This window comes from Limosilactobacillus vaginalis DSM 5837 = ATCC 49540, from assembly GCF_000159435.1.
In the GTDB taxonomy this organism is placed as follows: Bacteria; Bacillota; Bacilli; order Lactobacillales; family Lactobacillaceae; genus Limosilactobacillus; species Limosilactobacillus vaginalis.
The window spans coordinates 36717-59655 of the sequence record NZ_GG693412.1 but is presented as its reverse complement, the minus strand read 5'-3'; the positions used below and the strand labels follow the sequence as shown (position 1 = coordinate 59655).

At 41.0% G+C, this 22939-nt stretch carries 20 protein-coding genes; 18 read left to right on the top strand and 2 right to left on the bottom strand.

From position 1 onward, the window contains the following. Positions 1-186: 186 nt before the first annotated feature. The 9 genes from HMPREF0549_RS00255 to HMPREF0549_RS00220 all read left to right on the top strand — a co-directional run bounded on the left by HMPREF0549_RS00255 (position 187) and on the right by HMPREF0549_RS00220 (position 10860). Positions 187-657 carry a mucin-binding protein gene (locus tag HMPREF0549_RS00255; protein WP_003716232.1) on the top strand — a complete coding sequence of 157 codons (471 nt, stop codon included), beginning with the start codon at positions 187-189 and terminating at the stop codon, positions 655-657. Between the two features lie 297 nt (positions 658-954). Then, positions 955-2250, top strand: a complete 1296-nt coding sequence (gene serS, locus HMPREF0549_RS00250) for a serine--tRNA ligase (RefSeq protein WP_003716231.1) — start codon at positions 955-957, stop codon at positions 2248-2250. Positions 2251-2519: 269 nt separating this feature from the next. Then, positions 2520-2753 carry a hypothetical protein gene (locus tag HMPREF0549_RS10050; protein WP_050754840.1) on the top strand — a complete coding sequence of 78 codons (234 nt, stop codon included), beginning with the start codon at positions 2520-2522 and terminating at the stop codon, positions 2751-2753. 56 nt (positions 2754-2809) lie between these two features. Further along, positions 2810-3361: an Rpn family recombination-promoting nuclease/putative transposase gene (locus tag HMPREF0549_RS00245; protein ID WP_003716229.1), complete on the top strand. Its 552-nt coding sequence runs from the start codon at positions 2810-2812 to the stop codon at positions 3359-3361. Between the two features lie 143 nt (positions 3362-3504). After that, complete coding sequence (locus HMPREF0549_RS00240; protein WP_003716228.1) at positions 3505-4608, top strand: DUF8462 domain-containing protein; 1104 nt, start codon at positions 3505-3507, stop codon at positions 4606-4608. Between the two features lie 259 nt (positions 4609-4867). Continuing rightward, positions 4868-6328, top strand: coding sequence for an ABC transporter substrate-binding protein/permease (locus HMPREF0549_RS00235; protein WP_003716227.1), 1461 nt, complete (start codon positions 4868-4870; stop codon positions 6326-6328). 1 nt (position 6329) lies between these two features. After that, positions 6330-7073, top strand: a complete 744-nt coding sequence (locus HMPREF0549_RS00230; RefSeq protein WP_003716226.1) for an amino acid ABC transporter ATP-binding protein — start codon at positions 6330-6332, stop codon at positions 7071-7073. Positions 7074-7629: 556 nt separating this feature from the next. Beyond that, positions 7630-8970 (top strand): amino acid permease, encoded by a 1341-nt coding sequence (locus HMPREF0549_RS00225; protein WP_003716225.1) that lies wholly within the window; start codon positions 7630-7632, stop codon positions 8968-8970. 777 nt (positions 8971-9747) lie between these two features. Beyond that, positions 9748-10860 (top strand): PTS sugar transporter subunit IIC, encoded by a 1113-nt coding sequence (locus HMPREF0549_RS00220; protein WP_003716224.1) that lies wholly within the window; start codon positions 9748-9750, stop codon positions 10858-10860. Positions 10861-11241: 381 nt separating this feature from the next. Here HMPREF0549_RS00220 and HMPREF0549_RS00215 read toward each other — a convergent pair whose 3' ends face one another. Continuing rightward, positions 11242-11766 carry a MerR family transcriptional regulator gene (locus HMPREF0549_RS00215; protein ID WP_003716223.1) on the bottom strand — a complete coding sequence of 175 codons (525 nt, stop codon included), beginning with the start codon at positions 11764-11766 and terminating at the stop codon, positions 11242-11244. A gap of 81 nt (positions 11767-11847) precedes the next feature. Between HMPREF0549_RS00215 and HMPREF0549_RS00210 the strand changes: the two genes are divergently transcribed. The 3 genes from HMPREF0549_RS00210 (at position 11848) to HMPREF0549_RS00200 (ending at position 16428) form a co-directional block, all read left to right on the top strand. Continuing rightward, entirely contained in the window at positions 11848-12603 is a 756-nt protein-coding gene (locus HMPREF0549_RS00210) for an SDR family NAD(P)-dependent oxidoreductase (RefSeq protein WP_003716222.1), read from the top strand. Between the two features lie 274 nt (positions 12604-12877). Further along, positions 12878-15154: a glycoside hydrolase family 68 protein gene (locus tag HMPREF0549_RS00205; RefSeq protein ID WP_258409003.1), complete on the top strand. Its 2277-nt coding sequence runs from the start codon at positions 12878-12880 to the stop codon at positions 15152-15154. Positions 15155-15402: 248 nt separating this feature from the next. Next, positions 15403-16428: a hypothetical protein gene (locus HMPREF0549_RS00200; protein ID WP_040530559.1), complete on the top strand. Its 1026-nt coding sequence runs from the start codon at positions 15403-15405 to the stop codon at positions 16426-16428. 77 nt (positions 16429-16505) lie between these two features. Here the strand turns inward: HMPREF0549_RS00200 and HMPREF0549_RS00195 are convergent, their stop codons facing one another. Next, entirely contained in the window at positions 16506-17489 is a 984-nt protein-coding gene (locus tag HMPREF0549_RS00195; protein WP_040530556.1) for an aldo/keto reductase, read from the bottom strand. A 515-nt stretch (positions 17490-18004) separates the two neighbouring features. Here HMPREF0549_RS00195 and rsmG point away from each other — a divergent pair. Genes rsmG through ychF form a run of 6 tightly spaced genes read left to right on the top strand, consistent with a single transcriptional unit; the run spans position 18005 to position 22730 of the window. Further along, the gene (rsmG, locus tag HMPREF0549_RS00190) at positions 18005-18730 is read left to right on the top strand and encodes a 16S rRNA (guanine(527)-N(7))-methyltransferase RsmG (RefSeq protein WP_040530553.1); all 726 of its coding nucleotides are present in this window, start codon (positions 18005-18007) and stop codon (positions 18728-18730) included. Positions 18731-18748: 18 nt separating this feature from the next. Further along, positions 18749-19723 (top strand): nucleoid occlusion protein, encoded by a 975-nt coding sequence (locus tag HMPREF0549_RS00185; protein ID WP_003716217.1) that lies wholly within the window; start codon positions 18749-18751, stop codon positions 19721-19723. A gap of 11 nt (positions 19724-19734) precedes the next feature. Next, positions 19735-20505 carry a ParA family protein gene (locus HMPREF0549_RS00180; RefSeq protein ID WP_003716216.1) on the top strand — a complete coding sequence of 257 codons (771 nt, stop codon included), beginning with the start codon at positions 19735-19737 and terminating at the stop codon, positions 20503-20505. Further along, positions 20492-21379 carry a ParB/RepB/Spo0J family partition protein gene (locus tag HMPREF0549_RS00175; protein WP_003716215.1) on the top strand — a complete coding sequence of 296 codons (888 nt, stop codon included), beginning with the start codon at positions 20492-20494 and terminating at the stop codon, positions 21377-21379. Before HMPREF0549_RS00180 ends, HMPREF0549_RS00175 begins: the two co-directional genes overlap by 14 nt. 15 nt (positions 21380-21394) lie before the next feature. Continuing rightward, complete coding sequence (locus HMPREF0549_RS00170) at positions 21395-21595, top strand: DUF951 domain-containing protein (protein WP_003716214.1); 201 nt, start codon at positions 21395-21397, stop codon at positions 21593-21595. A gap of 37 nt (positions 21596-21632) precedes the next feature. Continuing rightward, positions 21633-22730 carry a redox-regulated ATPase YchF gene (gene ychF / locus HMPREF0549_RS00165; RefSeq protein ID WP_003716213.1) on the top strand — a complete coding sequence of 366 codons (1098 nt, stop codon included), beginning with the start codon at positions 21633-21635 and terminating at the stop codon, positions 22728-22730. Positions 22731-22939 lie beyond the last annotated feature (209 nt).

Genomic DNA, 22939 nt, shown 5'->3' with positions numbered 1-22939 from the left:
TACTTAGATGTTTGGGTTTGCTTTTTATTTTTAAGTATTTTTAATAAATACTTATATTTTGATAAACGAGTTTTGATATTTTTAATATTAAGGTCTACAACTACATGTTAAATGGCACTGTAATGGTTGACTTGAATTAAGTTAATACTCGATAAATTATTAAAAAGTAAGTGAGGTTAGGTGCAGATGGTTACTGTAGAAGAACAACAATTGACTGATGCGCTGACGGCAAAGTCAACACGAACGATCGTCTTAGTGGACGTTGATGGTACTCAGCAAGAAATCAAACAAACTGTTCGTTTTCAACGCAGTAAGGTACCAACAGCAGATGGGCAAGTAACTTATAGTCAATGGGTTATCCAACCTGATTCACCAAAGGAATGGGCTGGATTTGATGCTCCTGAAATTAAAGGCTGTGCACCTGATCGGGCATTTTTGCCAAGTGAACAGGTAAATGCCTGGACTCCTGATTCAAAGATCGTAATTGTCTACAATAAGTTTGATAATGAACGACTTGATGACCGGTATACCAAGACCAGTTCACGTCCACCGTTGATTCATCGTCCAGCTGAACCAAAAAAGACAAATATTCTTCATGGTCTTGGACTACGGATTGCCGGGTTAACTTCACTATTTGGTTTGCGTCATGCAAATTAAAATAAATTTTATTAAAATATCGATTGCTAAATAACGCCAGATGTAATATGATAATGGCGAATATTAAACACGGATGCATTTCAAGTAGATCATTCAGAGAGACAACGGTAGGTGCAAGTTGTTGATCGAAACTCCGGTGCAAGTAAATGTGGGCGGGTAATGCCGCACGGTTGATGGCCGTTATCCATCGCGAGGGTGACATTTAACTGTCAAACTTGGGTGGTACCGCGGAACTAAGAGCCATTTCGTCCCAAAATATTTTGAGGATGGAATGGCTCTTTTTGTTAGGAGGATACAATGTTAGATATTAAGAAGATTCGTAAAGATCCCGAATTCTTTAAGCAAAAATTAGCTACTCGGGGCGTTAAGGCTGAAGAAATTGATGAAGTAATCGAACTTGATCAAAAGCGTCGTGACTTGCTTCAAAAGACTGAAGCTTTGAAGGCTCAACGGAATGATGCTTCAAAGAAGATTGGTGAAGCTAAGCGGAATGGTGAATCAGCTGACGATGCAATCAAGGAAACCCGTGAATTGGGTGACCAAATCAAGGAACTCGATGAACAAGTTGAAGCAAATGATGAAGTCTTCCATGATAAGATGTCTCGCTTGCCAAACATTCCTCACGATGGCGTTCCAGTAAGTTTGACTGAAGAAGGTTCCGTTGAATTACGGAAGGTCGGCAAGATCCGTGACTTTGATTTCGAACCAAAGCACCACTGGGATGTTGGTGAAAACTTGGGAATCCTTGACTTTGACCGTGCGCGGAAAGTTTCTGGTGCCCGGTTTGTTTACTACCTTGGTTTAGGTGCCCAGCTTGAACGTGCCGTTTACAACTTCATGCTCGATGAACACATGAAGGACGGCTACACTGAAGTATTGCCACCATACATTGTTAACGCTGCTTCAATGTACGGAACCGGTCAATTCCCTAAATTTAAGAAGGGTGTTTACCAAGTTAACGGTGAAGATATGACCTTGATCCCAACTGCCGAAGTACCATTGACTAACTACTACCGTGGCGACGTTATTCCGGCAGAAGAATTGCCAGTTTACGTTACAGCCTTGACACCATGCTTCCGTTCAGAAGCTGGGGCCGCTGGGCGAGATACCCGTGGTCTGATCCGGATGCACCAATTTAACAAGGTTGAAATGGTTAAGTACACGAAGCCAGAAGATTCATGGGATGAATTGGAAAAGATGACCGCCAATGCTGAAAACATCTTGAAGAAGCTCGGTTTGCCATACCACGTCATTACATTGACTACTAGTGACATGAGTTTCACCGCTTCTGAAACCCATGACCTTGAACTTTGGATGCCAGCTCAAAACAAGTACCGTGAAGTATCAAGTTGTTCAAACTGCCTGGACTTCCAAGCTCGCCGGATGCACACTCAATACCGTGATGAAAATGGTAAGTTACAATACGTTCACACCTTGAATGGTTCAGGTCTTGCCGTTGGTCGGACCGTTGCCGCTATTTTGGAAAACTACCAAAACGAAGATGGTTCCGTAACCATTCCAGAAGTCTTAGTTCCATACATGCACGGTGTTACTAAGATCACCAAAGAAAACGCGGTACCGTTTAAAAAGTAGAGTGCGAACCGCGACGGACTAGCCACCGAGTACTAAGGAATCCCGGACGATGATTGTTTACAATCAAGGACGGGATAGTTAGACGGAGGTGGCGGTCGCGGTGAGCAGATCTTGACTATGTTGCCTAGAACCACTAGCTCTAACAAGTCTCTGCCGAAACATAATTAAACCAGGAATAACCTCCTTAACAGGTGGTTGCTCCTGGTTTTCTTTTGAATTTAGTTAAAAAGTCCATTTTTTCCGTTCTTTAGTTAGTAGGAGGCGAAAAAATGAACTTAATTCAGAAATCGGAAGATGCCGGATTATCAAATGACTTTGTTTTCAGTAAGGTGATGATTGATCCAAAGATTTGTCAGGAAGTAATTCAACGTGTTTTACCGGAGTTGAAATTGATCATATCAAACTACCAAATAGCCAAGAAGAGATTAATTTTGCTCCAGATGCGAAGGGAGTCCGCTTTGATGTATTCACTCGGGATACGAAAAATAATTGCTATGATATAGAAATGCAGGTTGCAGATGAAAAAGATCTGTTAAAACGAGCGCGATATTACTAAGCGATGACATCACTTGATTCGTACGAAAAAGGGAAAAATTACCAAGAAGCTAATAATTCATATGTGATTTTCTTTTGCTGCTTTGACCCGCTTGGCTTAGGTTTGCAGCAATATACCATTCATCGACACGTTGATGAAAGTCCAGAACATATCGCAGACGATGGGACAACAACAATTTTCTTAAATATTCCGAGCTTGCGGAAAGATGTTAATCAGCCTTTACAAAAATTTTTGGACGTGATTGCTAATCGTAAAGTTGATGGTGACGATCGTTTCATCGTACAATTAAAGAAAAGAATCGCATTCGTCAAGCATAATAAGAAATGGAGGGCGGAATACATGCGTTTATCGTTATATGAAATGGATCGTCGCCATGGATTGAAGGTCGCGCGGCAAGAGGGTATAGAAGAAGGAAAAGAAGAAGCAATTTTACAGGTTACAAGCTTGTTCATCAAACAGCAATTGCCAAAAGAACGAATCATTGCTAATTTGAAAGAAGCGTATGACTTAACGGATGAGGAAGCTGAGCAATACTATAAACGGTGTCTGAAATAATGAGTAGATAAAAATTAGCAGTTCTAGCTGGTGGTAATACCAATTAGACCTGCTTTTTAGGTTTAAAGTATAAAGAAGTATAAAAGTAGATTTAAAGTATAAAGAAGTATAAAATAAAATAAAAAGTATAAAGGAGTATAAAAATGGTGGAGAAGAATCCTTTTAATCCAAGCTTCGGGCGTGTTCCTCGGCTGTTCTTGGATCGTAGTAAAATTGTGAAGCAACTCGAAGAAGATATTCAAGATCCAGATAGTCCATTTTTAACTACTCTTGTTTACGGGATGCGTGGGTCAGGAAAGACGACACTTCTAACAGATATTAGTCACAACATGATGAAACATGATGATTGGCTGGTTGTTGATTTAACGATGGGAAAAAGGTTTATTCCAACGTTAATTGAATCAGTTTACGCACAAGCAGATAATAGTTTAAGAAAATTGCTTACAGGGATCGATGGAATAAAATTGAGTACAAATGGACTAGAGATTGATTATAATCATCGAGAGACACTGTCTACTAATTTGCCATATCAGGTTCTATTGGAGAAAATGGCAGAAATGTTAAAGAAGCGTGGTTTATCATTATTAATAACGATTGATGAAATCAGTTCAACCCCGGAATTACGTGAATTTGCGGGAATTTATCAATTGTTGCTGAGAAATAACTACCATATTGCCTTATTAATGGCTGGGTTGCCAAATAAGGTATCTGAATTACAAAATGATGAATTATTAACTTTCTTATTACGTAGTCAGCGAATCTATCTTGAACCATTAAGCTTATTAACTATCAAACAAAGCTACCGTCGAGCGTTTAATCGAAAGGGACGGACGATAGATGATGACACCCTTAACCAAATCACAAAGATGACAAATGGTTATGCATATGCATTTCAGCTGTTAGGATTCCTACTATGGCGGACAAAAGAAACAGAGATAACGAGTGCGGTAGTCCAGAAAATTTTACCGAACTATCAAGCGGAACTCTATCGAAATGTATATATTAAAATGTACCAAGAGTTATCCAACAAGGATCGAGAATTTATTAAAGCAATGTCGGAGAGTGGTAAAGCTAGTGTTAAAGTTGCAGAGATTGCCAAAAAGATGCATCGAGATAAAAATTATATTTCAATTTATCGACGTCGACTATTGGATGATCAACTCATTACGGCAACAAAATGGGGAGAAGTTGCTTTTACACTACCGTTCTTTGCTGATTTTATTAAAGAATATCAAACACTATATTAAAGGGGAACTTTGGCGTTTAATAATAAATGTCAAAGTTTTTTTGGATCATTTAAAATGAGAAATCTCTCATCAAAAATCATCCATCAAAATTTCACTTAATAAAATTAATCAAATTGTGGGCATTAGCCTTTAAAAAGATTAGTTTAAACCGATTTTATCTTGGATAAGCACACGATTCACTTAAAACTATTCACTTCTTTTTGACTGAATGATAATGTATTACCAACGTTAAAATTTGATTAAAGAGGAGTCGGTATAGATGCAAAGCAATCATTGGAAAAAATTAATCACTGCCTTTATTGCGATTGTTGGAATTGTAATTGGGTGGGTGGTCGTCGAACAGCAACCGGCATCTGCTGACCCAACCTATACCTTTGCAACAAACAATACGTTTGAACCCTTTGAAATTCAGGATAGCAAGGGTGGGTATTCTGGAAAGAACCCAGGAATTGAAATTGAAATTCTTAAAAAAATTTCTAAACACGAGCACTTTAAGTACAAGCTAAAGCCAATGAGCTTTAACGGTGACTTGCAGGCGCTTGAATCAGGTCAAGTTGATGCGGTAATCGCCGGGATGAGTGTTACTGATGAACGGAAAGCCAAGTATGATTTCTCAACTCCCTACTACACTGATGGTGTTGTTATGGCAGTTGCCAAGGATAGCAACATTAAGTCGATGAAGCAGTTGAAAGGCAAAACCGTTTCAGCTAAGTCAGGAACTAGTGCTGCATTGTACCTGAAGAAGAACCAAGATAAATATGGTTACAAGATCCGGTACTTCGATTCATCGAACACCATGTGGAACGATGTGAAAAACGGCAACACGGCCGCAACCTTTGATGATGGTCCGGTTCTTCAATACGGGATTAAGACCGGAGTTCCGCTAAAGATTGTTACTAAGAAGCCAATTGATGCGCAACCTGTTGCCGTTGGTTTCCAAAAGGGCAAGAACTTGGAACTCCAAAAGAAGGTTAACGATGGGATTAAATGGTTAAAGGATACTGGTCAATTAGATAAAATTATTGATAAGTACACTAAGGGTAACGGGACAACTAAGACTACCGCTGCTGACCACACAATTTTAGGATTATTAAAGACTAACCATGAAGCACTTCTTCGTGGTTTGTGGATGACGATTGAGTTAACCGTTGTCGGGATTATCTTTGCAATGATCTTTGGTGTAATTCTTGGTGTCTTGGGTGTCGTTAATAATAAGTTTGCTAACGGTATTTCAAGTACCTTAATCTACATCTTCCGGGGGATCCCAATGATTGTTTTGGCCTTCTTCATTTACATGGGGGTTCCAAACGTGATTGGTCATAAGGTTCCGCTATTCCTTGCCGGGATTTTGACATTAACCCTTGATGAAGGGGCCTACATTGGTGCCATTGTTAAAGGTGGTTTCGAATCCGTTAGCCAAGGACAGTGGGAAGCCGCTCGAAGTTTAGGATTACCATACAGTAAGGCTTTAATTAAGGTTATTGCTCCACAAGGGTTCAAGTTGATGGTGCCATCATTGGTTAATCAATTCATCATTACCCTGAAGGATACTTCAATCCTATCGGCAATTGGTGTCATGGAATTAACCCAAACCGGGACAGTAATTATTTCGCAAAACATGGAAGGGTTTAGAATGTGGACCATCATTGCGGTAATCTACATCATTATCATTACCCTATTAACATGGTTATCAAACTACGTACAAAAGAGGATGGCTTAATATGGATAAAAAATACAAAGTTCAAGTTAAGGACCTACACAAGAGCTACGGCAGTAACGAAGTGCTAAAGGGAATTGATCTCAACGTTAAGCCAAGCGAAGTGGTTTGCATGATTGGCCCTTCTGGTTCAGGGAAGAGTACCTTTTTACGGTGCATTAATAAATTGGAAGAACCGAATAGCGGACACGTTTACGTTGATGGTTATGACATTGCAGATCCAAAAGTAAACATTAACCAAGTTCGGCAAAATATCGGAATGGTTTTCCAGCACTTCAACCTCTTCCCGAACATGAATGTTTTACAAAACATTACATTAGCTCCGGTAGAACTGGGGAAAATGAGTAAGGACGAAGCGAAGAAGGCAGCAATGCATTACCTAGATATTGTTGGTTTAAGTGAAAAGGCTGATGCCAACCCAACTAAGCTATCCGGTGGTCAACAACAACGGGTGGCAATTGCTCGAGCATTGGCGATGAAGCCTGACGTAATGCTGTTCGATGAACCAACAAGTGCCCTTGACCCAGAAATGGTTGGGGACGTTCTTGAAGTTATGAAGCGGTTGGCTAAAGAAGGGATGACGATGATTGTCGTTACCCACGAAATGGGCTTCGCTAAGCAAGTTGCCGATCGCGTTGTCTTCTTCCATGACGGTAACATCCGTGAGCAAGGAACACCCGACCAAATCTTCGACCACCCTCAACATCCCGACACCAAGAGTTTCTTGAATAAGGTGCTGAATGTTTGAATGAGTGCGAGCCGTGACGGATTAGCAACTGAGCACTAAGGAATCCCGGACGATGATTAGTAATAATCAAGTCCGGGATATTTAGGCGGAAGTTGCGGTCACGGCGAACACGTTATGACTGTGTAGCAGTAGAACGACTATGCTAGCTCTAGCAAGTCTCTGTCGAACACGTTACGACTATGCAGCAGTAGAACCTTTTTTAAAAAACAATTGAAATCCTAACAATATCGTTATGAGTAGGCTTTCAAAATCCGAAAGATTACATAAATATTCAAAATATTGTTTGACATTAGGCGTAAAATCATTATAATTATGAGTAATCTTTAATGTTAGTGAACAGAGATTCCGATGTTAGCTGAAATTCGGGACTAACAAAATGGCATGTACGTTTGAATTGGGTGGTTCCTTTATCAACTGAGAGGTAGTTCATTAATTTGAGCTATAAAGATGGGTGGAACCGCGTTAAAAGGACGTCCCTGGTATAAAAACCAGGGGCGCCCTTTTTGTAAAAGCGATATATGCAAAAGATAGAAGTTAAATTTTAAGGAGGCAGATTATGGACGAACAGCAACAACAGAAGTTAAAGCGCTCATTAAAGAGTCGACACGTAACGATGATTGCCATTGGAGGTGCAATTGGTACTGGACTATTCCTTGGTTCAGGGAAGGCAATTCAACAAGCCGGACCAGCGATTATCCTTTCGTACCTAATCGTCGGTATCTTTTGCTTCTTTATGATGCGTGCGTTAGGGGAACTAATTCTCGCTGATACTTCTAAACACTCGTTTATTGATTCAGTTAAAGAATACCTTGGTGACCGAATGGAATTCGTTGCCGGATGGATGTATTGGGCTTGCTGGTTAACATTAGCAATGGCTGACTTAACCGCAACGGGGATTTACTTGAAATACTGGTTCCCATCAATGCCTCAGTGGGTTGGTCCGCTGTCAATCGTTGTTCTTTTGATGTTGGTTAACATGGTGAATGTCGGTTTATTTGGGGAACTAGAAAGTTGGTTCTCAATGATTAAGGTGTTGGCAATTATTGTCCTGATTGTGATTGGTGCGGTAATGCTCCTGATGCATAGCCATATCGACAATCGAACAGTGGAACTAAGCAACCTTGTTAATCATGGTGGTTTCTTCCCAACCGGACCCATGGGCTTTTTGATGTCATTCCAAATGGTTGTCTTTGCCTTTGTTGGAATTGAAATGGTTGGTTTGACTGCCGGTGAAACTAAGGATCCGCAAAAGGATATTCCAAAGGCAATCAACACTTTGCCGGTACGGATTGGTTTGTTCTACATCGGTTCAATGATTGCAATGATGGTAATTTACCCATGGACTCAAATCAAGACTACTTCTAGTCCGTTTGTTCAGGTGTTCGCTGCAATTGGTATCCCAGGAGCAGCCGGAATCATTAACTTTGTGGTATTGACTGCCGCAATGTCCGCAACTAATAGTGCAATCTTTAGTACAAGTCGGTCACTGTACTCGCTTGCTCAGAGCGGAAATGCACCAAAGCGGTTCGGTGAGTTGAGCGCCAAAGCAGTTCCTAATCATGCTTTGACTTTCTCGTCATTGATTCTCTTCATTACCGTAATTTTGAACTACATTATGCCAGCTGGAATCTTTGATGTGATTGCCGGGATCTCCACAATTACCTTTATCTTTACGTGGATCATTATTTTAGCAGCACATATTAAGTACCGGCAAATAAATCCAAAAGGGGTTAGCTACTTCAAAATGCCAGGTTTCCCCGTTACTAGTTGGTTAACGATTATTTTCTTCCTTGCCGTCTTGGTAATATTACTCTTCATCGATTCAACACGAATTCCGTTGATCTTATCAGTAATCATCTTTGCTCTATTAGCTTGGGGATATGGGTTGAAGAAGTAGAGTGCGACCTCGCAAAGAACTCGCGGAAAGCTAACGAGTTCTCCGGGGAGTGGTGTTCTACACCGCTTCACGGAGGTCGTTAGCTCTAGCGAGTTCCGAGGGAGCAGATTTCGACTCAGTTGCCTAGAACACCAAAAAAAGGCCAGAAAATTTTCTGGTCTTTTTCCGATCCTAAGCGGGCAAAAATGAATTATTATTCATGAGTATTAGGACAAATTTTCTGAATATGTTTGATTAGTAAAAGTGCTTTCATCCTTGATGTGACGCGGCTAAATTGATCTTTGCAAGTGGAGAATATATACTAAAGGTGTGAAGGGATATTAAGTGATTTCATCGAACATCTTCTCATAATAAACTACTTTGAAAGTATGTTGATATTAATCTGTAAAAAGTTAACAAAGACACACCCCACTCCACATAAAAACAATTTAGTTTCCTTGAAAAGCATGTTTAGCTAATTACTTAATTAGAAGGCCATATCTACAGAGCCCTTACGATAATAATTTCAGTTTAGTTCTCCCATTTTGAAGAACTGCAGAATACAATCTAACGGATCTTGATAACAAACAGTATCACTTGATTATCCCTTCAGCGGAAGCACGGAGACTTTAATTAGTCTCCGCTTTTAATTTTAAATGGTGAATTCGTTTTCAATGATTAAAGGTATGGGTCTGATATTAAAATTAAAAACAAATTAGAAAATAATGAGAAAAACTATTGATTTCGTTAGCGTCTCCATGTAGAATCAACAACATCAAAATATTTAAGGAGGCGTTAATGATGGAAAATACTCAAGTTAATGCGCGACAAGCAAATGCAACTTATGCCAATTCGTCAGTAGTGAAAGAGGCGGCTTATCGAATTTTTGCGGCGGTGGCCAATGCCATTTTAGTCATCTTGGGAGGAGGACTTTTAGTACAGACTATTGGTAACTTATCTGGTCTGCATGTATTAACTTTGGTTGGTGCAGAAGCCCAAGTCCTCTTAGCGCCTGCGATCGGAGTTGCGGTTGCCTCACAAATGAATACCAACACTTTGGTAACCTTTGCTTCGATGATTTCAGCTACTGTTGGTGCTAATGCTGTTCACTTTACTACCACAGCCGTTAAGGGAGCAACAGCTACTGGTCAGGCTGCAGTTGCCGCAGTTGGTGCACCAGTATTTACAACTGGTCAGCCTGTTTCCGCTGTTTTAGCAGCTGTAGTAGCAGTACTGGTTGGTAAATACCTCACCGGGAAGACACCACTGGATATGGTATTAGTACCATTCGGAGCTTTAGCAGTTGGGATTAGTTTTGGCTTGCTGGTTGCAGCGGTAGTAACTCCAGCATTATTAGCTGTTTCTGCCTACATCGCTCACTCAATGCAAGTATCACCAGTGCTTGGTTCAGCTGTTATCTCTGTTGTTTGGGCCTTATTCTTAATGACCCCAGCTTCTTCAGCTGCCCTGGCCGTTGCCCTAACACTTGATCCTGTTTCTTCTGCGGCTGCTTTAATCGGGACAACCGCTCAATTCGTTGCCTTTACCGCAATGTCCTGGCGGCAAAATAACCTGGGAGCTAATATTGCTCAAGGATTGGTTACCCCTAAAGTTCAGTTCCCTAATATCTTGATCAACCCATACCTTTTAGTACCATCAGTTGTTTCCTCAGCGGTTTGTGCACCACTAGCAACAGTGCTGTTTAACTTCCGCTCAACTTACACGCTTGGTGGTTTGGGATTGAATTCATTGATTGCCCCGATTGCTTACCTTTCTCGGGGATGGGATCAATTCGCAACCTACATGGCACTCGGGGTTGTTGCTCCGGCTGTGATGTCAGTGGCGCTCTACTTCTTCATGAAAAAGTCCGGATTGATCGGTGATAATCAACTTCACTTGAAACTTGTTTAGTGATAAAAGAAGTTTAAATTAGAACTATGTAAAATTACGATCCTAGATTAACGTTCATAATGAGTGAACCCCTTGAATACTAGACCTTAGCTAGTTTTCAGGGGGCTTTTACATGAGTATTGATTAAATCGACTTATTTACGGGAATATTTAGTTGGACAATTCTTTTATTCTTGAGAATTGCAATTTGACGGACATAAGGGCAATTACATATTTGATAATGGAGCTTATTTAGGAGAGCCACTTCGGGATGAATATTTAGAGTATCGTTCATTCTTTGTGAAATGACTCTATAACTTTGATAAATGCAATCAAAGGAATGATGGACTAATTGATTTGTTTCAATACTTAAATTATCAACTATTCCTTTTGAAATTGCAGTTCAACCGTTAGTAAAGCTAAGCTCGTCATTATCAGTTATTTTAGTAAATGCAATAAAATCAGAGAATGGAAAGTCGCTCGTCTTTGATAGATCGGTAAAGTTAGGGTATTTATCATTTCCAGCAAAGCCGTGTTCTTCAGAATATGCGAGATCATAATAAAAATCATCTTTTATAAATGATTTCCTGCCTTTTGAATAGGCAACTAATTCATTCATTTTCCAGGTCAGTCTTGTTTCTAAAATTTCATCGATCCTAATTTCGGATTTTAGGTGCTTAATTTGATTGGTTAAGACAAACTGAAAATCGCTTATATGATTAGCTGATCGGAGCTTCTTTATCTGTTGTAGTGGAAATTTGAATTCTCGATATTTTAATATACGAGCTAGATTTTCTATGTCTAAATCATCGTAATAATGATATTTAGTAGCGTTAACTTTTCCGTGAATAATTCCAATTTTTTCATAATATCTTATAGTCTCACGACCAATCCGAAATATTTTTTGTAAATCTTTTGAAGTATACATATTCTGTACTCTCCCTTGACTTGGTGGTTACCACCACCCTTAAACTGAGGATACACAAGTATTAAGGATGGTGAACTTATTATGAAAGGAAATATCTTAGTTATAACTGGCGGTTTAAGCGGTATTGGTAAAGGAACTGCTTTAGAACTAGCTAAAGAAAATTTAACGATTATTATTCTTGATGTACAGGATAAAAAGGCACCTGATGTAATTAAACAAGTTGAATTGCTTGGCAGTGAGTGTAAATACTTCCATTGCGATCTTACCAAACGTCAAGAGGTTGATAGGGGTTTTGAACAGATAGGAAAGCAATATGGACGGGTAGATTATGCATTTAATAATGCTGGACGTGGTATTTTATCGAAGCCGTTTGCTAAAGTAAATGATTCTGAGATTGATTCTTTGATTGATTTGGATATTAAAGCTGTAATGTATTGTATGATTAATGAATTAAAATTTATGACTGAACAACACTTCGGACGAATCGTGAACACTACTTCTGGTGCTGGGCTAGTTGCTGGTAAGGGGATGGCTCTTTATAGTGCTTGCAAGCATGCGGTTGTGGGCTTGACTAAGGCAGCCGCACTTGATTATGCTAAGAAAGAAATTACAATTAATGCAGTTGCTCCGGGAACAATTGCCACTGAATTAATTTTGCCTTACAAAGAAACCGCGCCTGAAGAATTCAAAAAGTGGGAAGATTCTAATCCGATAGGGCGGTTAGGTAAACCAGCAGAAATTGGTCATGCAGTTAAATTCTTTTTTGAGGATGGATCAGAATTTGTAAATGGCGTTATCTTACCGGTTGATAGTGGCTGTGTCGCTGGTAATTTTTAAAACTTATAAATAATATTAAAGCATTTATCAATTAAATTTGATAAGTGCTTTTTTGATTGCATTAATTAAATATTAATTTAGTAGAATAATTAATATTAGTTCCCTAAGGATTTAATCTAATAATTTTAGGGGACTTTTTGTTTAATATTTTCTTTTTAACTAACCAATAACTGAAAAAGAAGGTCATTGACTGAAAAAACATTGACATGAAGAATTATCAGTGATACTATCCCTGTTGGATTTTGATAAACGTTTGACATTGGGAGGAAATGTTTTGGAATATAAAGAACATAAAAAGATGTACAAAGTGGGTAAGAATTGGGCAGTTGCGACTTTAGTGTCTGCCGGAATTTTAATGGGGGCAACGACAGTTCACGCTGATACAACGACAGTTTCTGCGACTGATAATGATGTAACTACTACTCAACCTGTAGCAGTTACACCTGTGGAAACAGTATCTGCAGAAAATGGTGCATCGCAACCAGGTACCACAGAGCACCCAGGTGATGTTGCCCAACCTGGCAAGCAAATTAATGATCAAACTACTCAGACAAAGGATCAATATGGATTGACTCCGGATGCTGCTAAGGCGGTTCAAGATGCAGGGATGGATCCAGCAAAGTTAACTCAAGATCAGGTTACCAACTTGGATAAGATTAACTTTAAGAAGAGTGGTAGCGATAAAACCGGAACCCAAATGACTTACGAACAGTACCGGGGAATTGCAAATGACTTGATTAATCGTGATCATCGTTACTCAATTCCATTCTTTAATGCTAAGGAAATTCAAAATATGCCAGCAAGCCATACTCGTGATGCGGAAACTAACGAAATAGCTGATCTTGATATTTGGGATTCATGGCCTGTTCAAGATGCGAATACTGGTGAAGTCGTTAACTGGAATGGTTACCAACTCGCAGTTGCAATGATGGGAATTCCTGCTAAGAATGATTCACATATTTACTTGCTATACAACAAGTATGGTAATAATAACCTAGCAGACTGGAAGAATGCTGGACCAATTTTTGGCTTTAACCAGAATTCACTTCATCAACAATGGTCAGGTTCTGCAACTAAGAATAGTGATGGGACAATTGAATTGTTCTATACAGATGTTGATACATCAGATCATGGATTAAATAATCAACGAATTGCTGCTGCCAATCTGACACTTACAGTTAACCCAGATGGTACTGTTTCAATTAATAAAGTTAATAATAACCATATTATTTTTGCTGGTGACGGTTACCATTATCAAACGTATGCTCAATGGCGCGCCACTAATAAAGGTGCTGATAACGTTGCAATGCGTGATGCTCACGTTATTGAGGTTGATGGTCAACGCTACTTGGTCTTTGAGGCCTCTACTGGTACTGAAAACTACCAAGGTGAAGATCAGATCTATAACTGGCAAAACTATGGTGATAATGCCAAGACAAATATTGAAAACTTCTTTGGCATTTTAAATAATGATGATATGACTAGCCGGGCTAGTTGGGCTAACGCAGCTTTAGGGATTCTTCGCTTGAATAACGATGAATCAAATCCAAAATTAGCAGAGGTTTATACTCCATTAGTATCTGCTCCAATGGTTTCTGACGAAATTGAACGGCCAGATATTGTGAAATTAAATGGTAAGTACTACCTGTTTGCCGCAACACGGTTAAATCGTGGTACTGGTGATGATCTTTGGTCCAAGGCGGATAAGACAATTGGTGATAATGTTGTCATGATTGGATATGTTTCTGATCATCTTACTTATGGTTACAAGCCATTGAACGGTAATGGTGTTGTCTTAACATCAAGTGTTCCATTTAACTGGCGAACTTCAACATATAGCTACTATGCAATGCCGATTGCTGGTGATGATAGTGATGTATTAATTACTGCCTACATGACCAACCGTGGTTATGTAGCTGGTCAAGGTAATCGTTCTACCTGGGCACCAAGTTTCCTTGTTAAGATCAACAACGATGGCACGACTCAAGTATTGTCTAAAGCCACCAATCAGGGTGATTGGATCTGGGATAGTAGTTCAGAGAATGATAAGATGTTGGCTAAAAGCATTGATGAAGCTAAGCTAAAAGGAGAAGCAGTACCAACTCGGGTACCTGACCTGTCATCTGGATCAAAAAAGGATGATCCAGATCCAGTTCCTGGTTACCAACCTGGCAAGGGCTCATGGGCTGTTGGTCCTGATGATGTTGCACCTGAATTGCCTGAATTTCCACTTCCAGATAAGCCAACACCGACTACACCAGACCGACCAGAAAAGCCAACCACGCCAGATCCAGATAATCCAGGGAAACCAACATCAAATACCCCTGGTACACCAGAGCAACCATTAAATCCTGGTCAACCAGTTATTTCAGGAACTCCGGGTACTTCGGATGTACCGAGTGGTAAGCCTGCAATTCAGCAGACTAATAATGTCAAAAATGATCCAGCAACGTTACCACAAACCGGTAACGAAAGTGGAGTAGTAGCACTTTATGTAGGGTCATTATTTGCACTATTAGGGCTTGCTGGTATTCAAAAACGCGTAAAGTAATTTAAAAAATATCCTTATAATAAACCCCCTAAAAATGAGACAGGCAGAAACAAAGGAAGTTTTTACCTGTCTCGTTTTGTATTTTATGTATGTTGTTCGACATTGGGTTAAAATAGAGTGAGAGTTAGTTAGATTTCTGAATAGGGCTTTTTGGATCATAAAGGATGTTTAAGAATTTTCTGGAGACTCTTTTTAAGCCTATAAAGAGTGATAAAATATATTGGAAGTTTATGGGGAGGTTAATCACTGTGAGCAATAACGATTCAGGAAGCAATGCCAAAGCAAAGATTTCGTTTGATATTAAGAATGTCAAAAAAACAGCCGATACTGAGGAAGGATCTTTAGCAAAGCGTCCCGTTTTTTCGATTAAAAGTAGTCAAACCGATCAAGCAGGAACGGCTGAAGAAAATCCAGAAACACCCGGCAATCAAACCCCGGTTAGCCAACGACTGGTATTTGATATCCATACTGATGCTGAGCAAAAAAATGGGGGAGATTCAGTATCAGTGTCAAGCGATTCGTTAATGAACGCTGAAGCTGCACCACAGATTACGGTTCAAAGCAAGGTGCCAGAATCTTCTGTAGATGGTGATTTTGGGTCACAAGCAATTTCACTAACCAGTGATGACTTGAAGACAGCATCTCAAGGCTTTTCGTTGGCTACTTCTCGGGATCCAGAGAGTTTAGAAACAGAAGAATCACAAAGTTCAGAAATAAATTCTGAAGATATGGGAAGCTCCCTTGATTCGTTAATGTCATTAAATCAAGAATTGTCCAAGCTTCAACAAGAATTAGATGCCAACTCGCTTTCACTAGCATCTAATAATAGCAAAATTGAAACAACGAATGTTGAACAGTCGCTAACCCGTGAAGCATACCGTAGCTCGGTAAGTGAAGTACAAAGCGGGCAAGAAGAGATTAAGTCAGACGAATCTACGGTGGCACAATCGCAGGAAAGCCAAGTTGCTCGGCCACAACCACCACGTCCGCAAAAGAATGGTGGAGAAAAGGTAAAGCCGCTCTTTACAACTCCTGAGGAAGAGCAAAATAAAGAGAAACAGCCTAAAGTTGAGTGGAACGGTCCCCAAGTACAAAGAAGAGAAGAACGGAAGCCGTCACGTGCTGAAAGTCGCCCTTCTTCACGGACCAAAAGTTCAGTAAACCATTCGCGGAGTGCTAGTCGCCGAACCAGTAACCATCAGTCAAAAAAGCAATCAGGTGTCCTTGGTAAGAGCTTCTTAGCGATGCTGGGATTTGGCCAAAAAGATAAATAATAAGTCAATAAATAGAATAGAGGCTGAGAAAATGCGTTTCGCTTTTTCTCAGCCTCTAACTATTTACCGATAATTTATTAGTCAGGATCCTTTAGTGATTTACTGCTCTTCGTATTCTTAAAGTGGTTGAATGCTAATTCAATGGCCTGGTACTCATCATCTGTTAAGGTAATGCCCATTGCCTTGGCGTTAGCGATAACTTGCTTAGCCTTCTTGGCGCCGGGGATGACGACAGAGATGAGCGGATTCTTTAAGTACCAAGCTAAAATGGTTTGAGCAACGGTAGCATGATGAGCATCCGCAATATCCCGAACCTTATCAACTGCATCGAGAATGCTGCTGTATCGTGGCTCCTTGAAGTCAGCAATTTGACTTCGGATATCATCTTCAGGGAAGCTAACATCTTTAACGTATTTACCCGTTAATAGTCCCGAAGCTAATGGGAAGTACGGAACAAAGCTAATTTGATTATCGTGCAGGTAATCGAGCATTCCCTCCGTCAAATGATCCTGGTGAAGGAGACTGAATTCATCTTCAACGACATCAACGTAGCCATCCGCGTTAGCTTCCTTGATTTGGTCTAAGCTAAAGTTGGAAATACCAATTGCCCGAATTTTTCCTTCTTCCCGGAGCTTTTGCAGAGCACCCACGGCTTCGGCTTTTGGAGTGTCATGATCAGGAAAGTGGATGTAATAAATATCAATGTAGTCTGTCCCTAATCGTTTAAGACTCTTATTTACTTGGTCAGTTAAAAATTTAGGATCGTTATTGATTACTTCTTCCCCAGTAGAAAAATCATGAGCGCCCTTAGTTGCGATGACAATTTTATGACGATCGTAATCCTTGATTGCTTGACCAACTAATTCTTCTGAGTGACCAAGACCATAAACATAGGCCGTATCTAAGAGGTTGATCCCGTTATCAAGAGCAGCTTTAACTAATTTGATCCCATCTTCATCCTTGAGATCGGGGAAAAGATTGTGTCCACCAACCGCGTTAGTGCCCAGGCCAAGCGGGTTTGCGACAACATCAGAATGACCAATTTTAACAGATTCTACCATTATATAAGCCCCTTTCAATTTACTTGTAAGCGAATACATGCAACTACAATTATTATATCGTGAATTATGTAGAAAGGCGACTAGAGAGCGGTGCAATTGCGTCAGTTTAAGAAAAATTATAGAATAGGGATCCTTGGCAGGGAGAGTGGCTAGGTTGGTCAAATGCTGATTTATCAGCGTTTGAACTGCCAGCCAGCTACTGCGTTGTTGCACTATTATCTATGTAAGATAGCAAAGAGGCTGGGGTGTTTCCCAGCTTTTTTCTTTGGGTAGAGTTGATGGGTGTGGTGAATGAGGAACTGCTGCGGCTGAGCTGAAACGTGTTTGCCGTGACCGCAACTTCCGCCTAGCTATCCCGTCCTTGATTGTAAAACAATCATCGTCCGGGATTTCCTAGTGCTCAGTTGCTAGTTCGTCCCGGCTTACACTCTATTTTCCCCTTGAAAAAACCCGGTAATTAAGTTACAGTAGTAAAAGACGTGAAACAAAATTGTTTCACGAAAGGAGAAGCTAAAATGAATCCAGAACAATTTCAGCAGGCGCTTGCGGAACGGGGAATTAACCTTAGCGATGCGCAAATGAAGCAGTTTGCTGAGTATTACGACTTACTAGTCGCAACTAACGAGCATGTTAACTTAACACGAATTACTGAGAAAAAGGAAGTCTACCTTAAGCACTTTTTTGATTCTATTAGCGGAGTGTTTGCAGAGCCAAAGTTAATGACTGATGAATTAACGCTTTGTGACATTGGTGCAGGCGCGGGTTTCCCATCGATCCCAATAAAAATTGCGTTTCCACAGCTAAAGGTTACGATTGTGGATTCACTAAATAAGCGGATTATCTTTTTACAAGAGTTAGTAGATCAGCTAGGCTTGTCTGACGTCACCCTTGTTCATGATCGAGCTGAGACTTTTAGTGCCAAAAGAAGCGATCATCGTGAGCAATACGATATTGTTACAGCTCGGGCGGTTGCGCGGTTAGCGGTTCTGAGTGAATTATGCCTGCCAGCAGCGAAAGTTGGCGGTGAATTTATTGCTTATAAGGCAAGTGCTGCTCCAGAAGAAATTCAGCAAGGTGGAACAGCAATTAAGAAACTTGGAGGACAAATCCGGAAGACGGTTAAACTAGAATTGCCGGGAACTGATGAAGAGCGAAACATTGTCGTTATTGATAAGGTTGCAGCAACGCCCAAGAAGTTTCCGCGACGTCCTGGATTGCCAAATAAGAAACCAATTCAATAAAAGTGAGGGAGAGAGAATATGGCGTTTTCATTATTCGGTATCGGTAAAGATCACTCTGGCGATACAAAGAATAAGGTTGTTGAGATTAAGGTTGATCAAATTATTCCAAACCGGTATCAGCCACGGAAGGTCTTTGACCAAGATGCAATTCGTGAATTAGCACAAACAATTGACGAACACGGTTTACTACAGCCAATCGTTGTTCGTGAATATGAATCAGCAAAGTATGAAATTATTGCCGGTGAACGGCGGTACCGTGCTGTGAAATTGTTAAACTGGGATACTGTTCCAGCAATTGTTGAGAAGATGAGCGATAAAGAAACCGCCTCATTAGCGTTGATTGAAAATCTTCAGCGATCACAATTAAGTTCCGTTGAAGAAGCTCAGGCTTACCGTCAGCTAATGGACTTGAACCACTTGACTCAAGCAGCGTTGGCAAAGGGGATGGGAAAGAGTCAATCCTTTGTTGCTAACAAGCTTCGTTTACTGAAGCTGATTAAGCCGGTTCAAACAGCAATCCTCGATCACCGGATTTCTGAACGGCATGGTCGGGCGATGCTGGATCTGGATGAAAAACAACAACGAGAAATGTTAATGCGGGTCGTTAATGAACGGTTGACAGTTCGTCAGACTGAAGATGGAGTTGCCCGGACTCTTGGTCGACCATTACCGTCAGAGCTTGCTAAGCAACGAGCTGAAAAGAAACGGCAAGAATTAGCTGATCTTGAAGGAATGCCAGCTGAGGAACCAACCACTGAAGAGACCGTTGAAAGCTCAAAACAGGCACAACCAAAGAAAAAGAAGACTAGTAAACGGCGAAAGAAGAGTGCTACTAGTAAGCAGTCCGCGAAGGCTACCGATGCTCGGTTGGCTTTGAACACCATCAAAAAATCAATTAAACTAGCCACTGATAATGGCTTTACTATTACGACTCACGAAAAAGATGATGATGATACTTACCAATTAGTTATTGAAATTCCGAAGAAACAGTAGGAGGCAGAAAAATGGGGTATGTTATTGCATTAGCAAACCAAAAAGGCGGCGTTGGTAAGACGACAACAAGCGTTAACCTAGGAGCTTGTTTGGCAGACGCCGGTAAAAAAGTCCTCCTGATTGATCTTGATCCTCAGGGAAACGCCACAAGCGGTTTGGGGATTGATAAGAAAGATATTGATGAGAGCGTTTATGATGTTTTGATCAATGATGTTGATCTGAAAAACGTAATCTTGCCGTCAAGTCACCAGGGCTTAGATATTGTTCCAACTACAATCGCCCTTTCTGGTGCGGAAGTTGAATTAACTAACTTGATGGCTCGGGAAACCCGGTTGAAGGATGCTTTCGGTGATGTTAAGGATGAATATGATTATATTTTGATTGATTGCCCGCCTTCTCTTGGTTTGTTGACGATTAATGCTTTTACTGCTTGTGATTCGATTCTAATCCCGGTTCAGAGCGAATACTACGCGCTTGAAGGGTTAAGTCAGTTATTAAATACCATCAAGCTGGTTCGCAAACACTTCAATTCTGCTTTAAAGATTGAAGGAGTGTTGCTAACAATGTACGATAAGCGGACAAACTTGGGTCAGCAGGTTAATGCGGAAGTCAAGAAGTACTTTGGTGACCAGGTCTATGAAACGATCATTCCACGAAATGTTCGTTTATCCGAAGCACCGAGTCATGGACAAGCGATCGTTGATTACGACAAACGATCAACAGGGGCGAAAGTTTACCAACAATTAGCAAAGGAAGTGTTAGCTCGTCATGGCGAAAAATAAACAAAGCGGACTAGGACGCGGGATTGAAGCGCTCTTCGAAGAAAATGATTTTAATGAGATTAACGATAACGAAACGGTCCAAGATGTTAAACTATCGCTGATTCGTCCTAACCCATACCAGCCACGACGGACGTTTGATCAAAAGGCACTCCGGGAGTTGGCATCCTCAATTCAGGAATCAGGAGTATTTCAGCCGATCATTCTTCGTCAGCCAGATCCAAAGTTAAAGCGGTATGAGTTAATCGCTGGTGAACGGCGCTTCCGAGCATCTAAACTTGCTAAACAAACCACGATTCCAGCCATCATTCGAACCATGAGTGATGAAAAGATGATGGAAGTTGCTGTCTTGGAAAACCTTCAGCGAGAAGACTTAACACCGTTGGAAGAGGCACAAGCTTACCAGACATTAATGGATAAGCTGTCCCTTACTCAAGCTCAGGTTGCGGAACGACTAGGGAAGAGTCGTCCGTACATTGCTAATTACCTGCGTTTGCTGGGCTTGCCGAATGAGATTAAGGAATTAGTTTCTGCCGGGAAGCTATCAATGGGTCAAGCACGAACGTTATTAGGTTTGAAAGATCGCAAGCAATTGGTTAAACTTGCTAAGCAGGCAGTTGAAAAGAATTTAACTGTCCGGCAGCTTGAAGAACTAGTTGCCCAAATGAACGGGACAGCTGAAAAGAAACGGGCAAAGCGTCGCCAACGAAAGCCAGCCTATGTTCGTGAAGCAGAATCCCAGTTGCAAAGTAAATTTGGGACAAAGGTTGCGGTGGCGCCGAGTCGGAAGAAGAATGCCGGGAAAATTGAAATTCCGTACACTTCCGCTGACGACTTTAACCGGATTTTGGAAGTGTTAAACATTTCGTTAGATTAAGGAGGATGATCACTGATGGCAGCATATGATAAGGGCGATATTGTGATGATGAAGAAGCAACATCCGTGTGGTACCAATCGGTGGTTAATCACACGTGTCGGTGCGGATATTAAAATTCAATGCACTGGTTGCGGCCACATTGTGATGATGACACGGCAAAAGTTTGATAAGGGCTTTAAGAAGGTCCTGGAAAAAGCCGCTGAGTCTGAAGATTAGAAATAAAAATTAAATTGAAAAGGAAAGTGAACAACTTATGTCATTAACTGCAGGGATTGTTGGATTACCAAACGTTGGTAAGTCAACCCTATTCAACGCGATTACTAAAGCAGGAGCCGAAATGGCTAATTACCCATTTGCCACGATTGATCCGAACGTGGGGATGGTTGAAGTTCCAGATAGTCGTCTTCAACGAATTGATGAAATTATCCCAGCCAAGAAGATCGTCCCAACAACGTTTGAATTTACTGATATTGCCGGGATCGTTAAGGGTGCCAGCAAGGGTGAAGGACTTGGTAACAAGTTCTTGGAAAACATTCGGCAAACCGATGCGATTGTTCACGTTGTCCGGGCTTTTGATGATAATGACATTACTAGTGTTACCGGGAAGGTTGACCCGATCGATGATATTGATACCATCAACCTGGAATTAGTAATGGCTGATCTGGATGCCGTTAACAAGCGTCTCTCTAAGGTTCAACGGGCTGCTAAGGGTCGTGATAAGGATGCCTTGGCTGAATTAGATGTTCTTAACAAGATCAAGCCAGTTCTTGAAGACGGGAAGAGTGTTCGGTCAATTGACTTTAACGATGACGAAAAGAAGATCGTTAAGGGACTCTTCTTGCTAACCAGTAAGCCAGTTCTTTATGTTGCCAACATCTCTGAAGATGACATGGCAGATCCAGATGCTAACAAGTACATGGATCAAATTAAGGAACATGTTAAGGGCGATGGTGAAGTAATCGGGGTTGCTGCCGCTGCCGAAGAACAAATTGCTGAAATGGACGAAGCAGACAAGGCTGACTTCCTTGAAATGGAAGGCGTTAAGGAACCAGGATTGAACCGGTTGATTCGTGCTGCCTACAAGCTTTTAGGGCTTGAAACCTTCTTTACTGCTGGTGGCCCTGAAACTCGTGCCTGGACTTTCAAGAAGGGTACCAAGGCACCACAAGCAGCCGGAATCATCCACTCCGACTTCGAACGGGGTTTTATCCGTGCCGAAGTGATGAGCTTTGACGATCTCGACAAGTTAGGATCCGAAGCCGCCGTTAAAGAAGCCGGTAAACTCCGCCTCGAAGGAAAAGATTACGTCATGCAAGACGGCGACATTGTGGAATTTAGGTTCAATGTCTAGAGTGCCTTCGCCCCAAAGAGTTTCCGGAAAGCTAGCAATTTCTCCTGACGAAGGCGACTTGCGCCTAGGAAGGAGGTTGCTAGCTCTAGGAAACTCGGGCGAAGCACGTTTTGACTATGTAGCCTAGAACTCTAGCAAGACCCTGGCGAGCACGTTTCGACCATTTAGCCTAGAACATCACGGCGAAGCGCAGTAGCTGAGTGACTTTT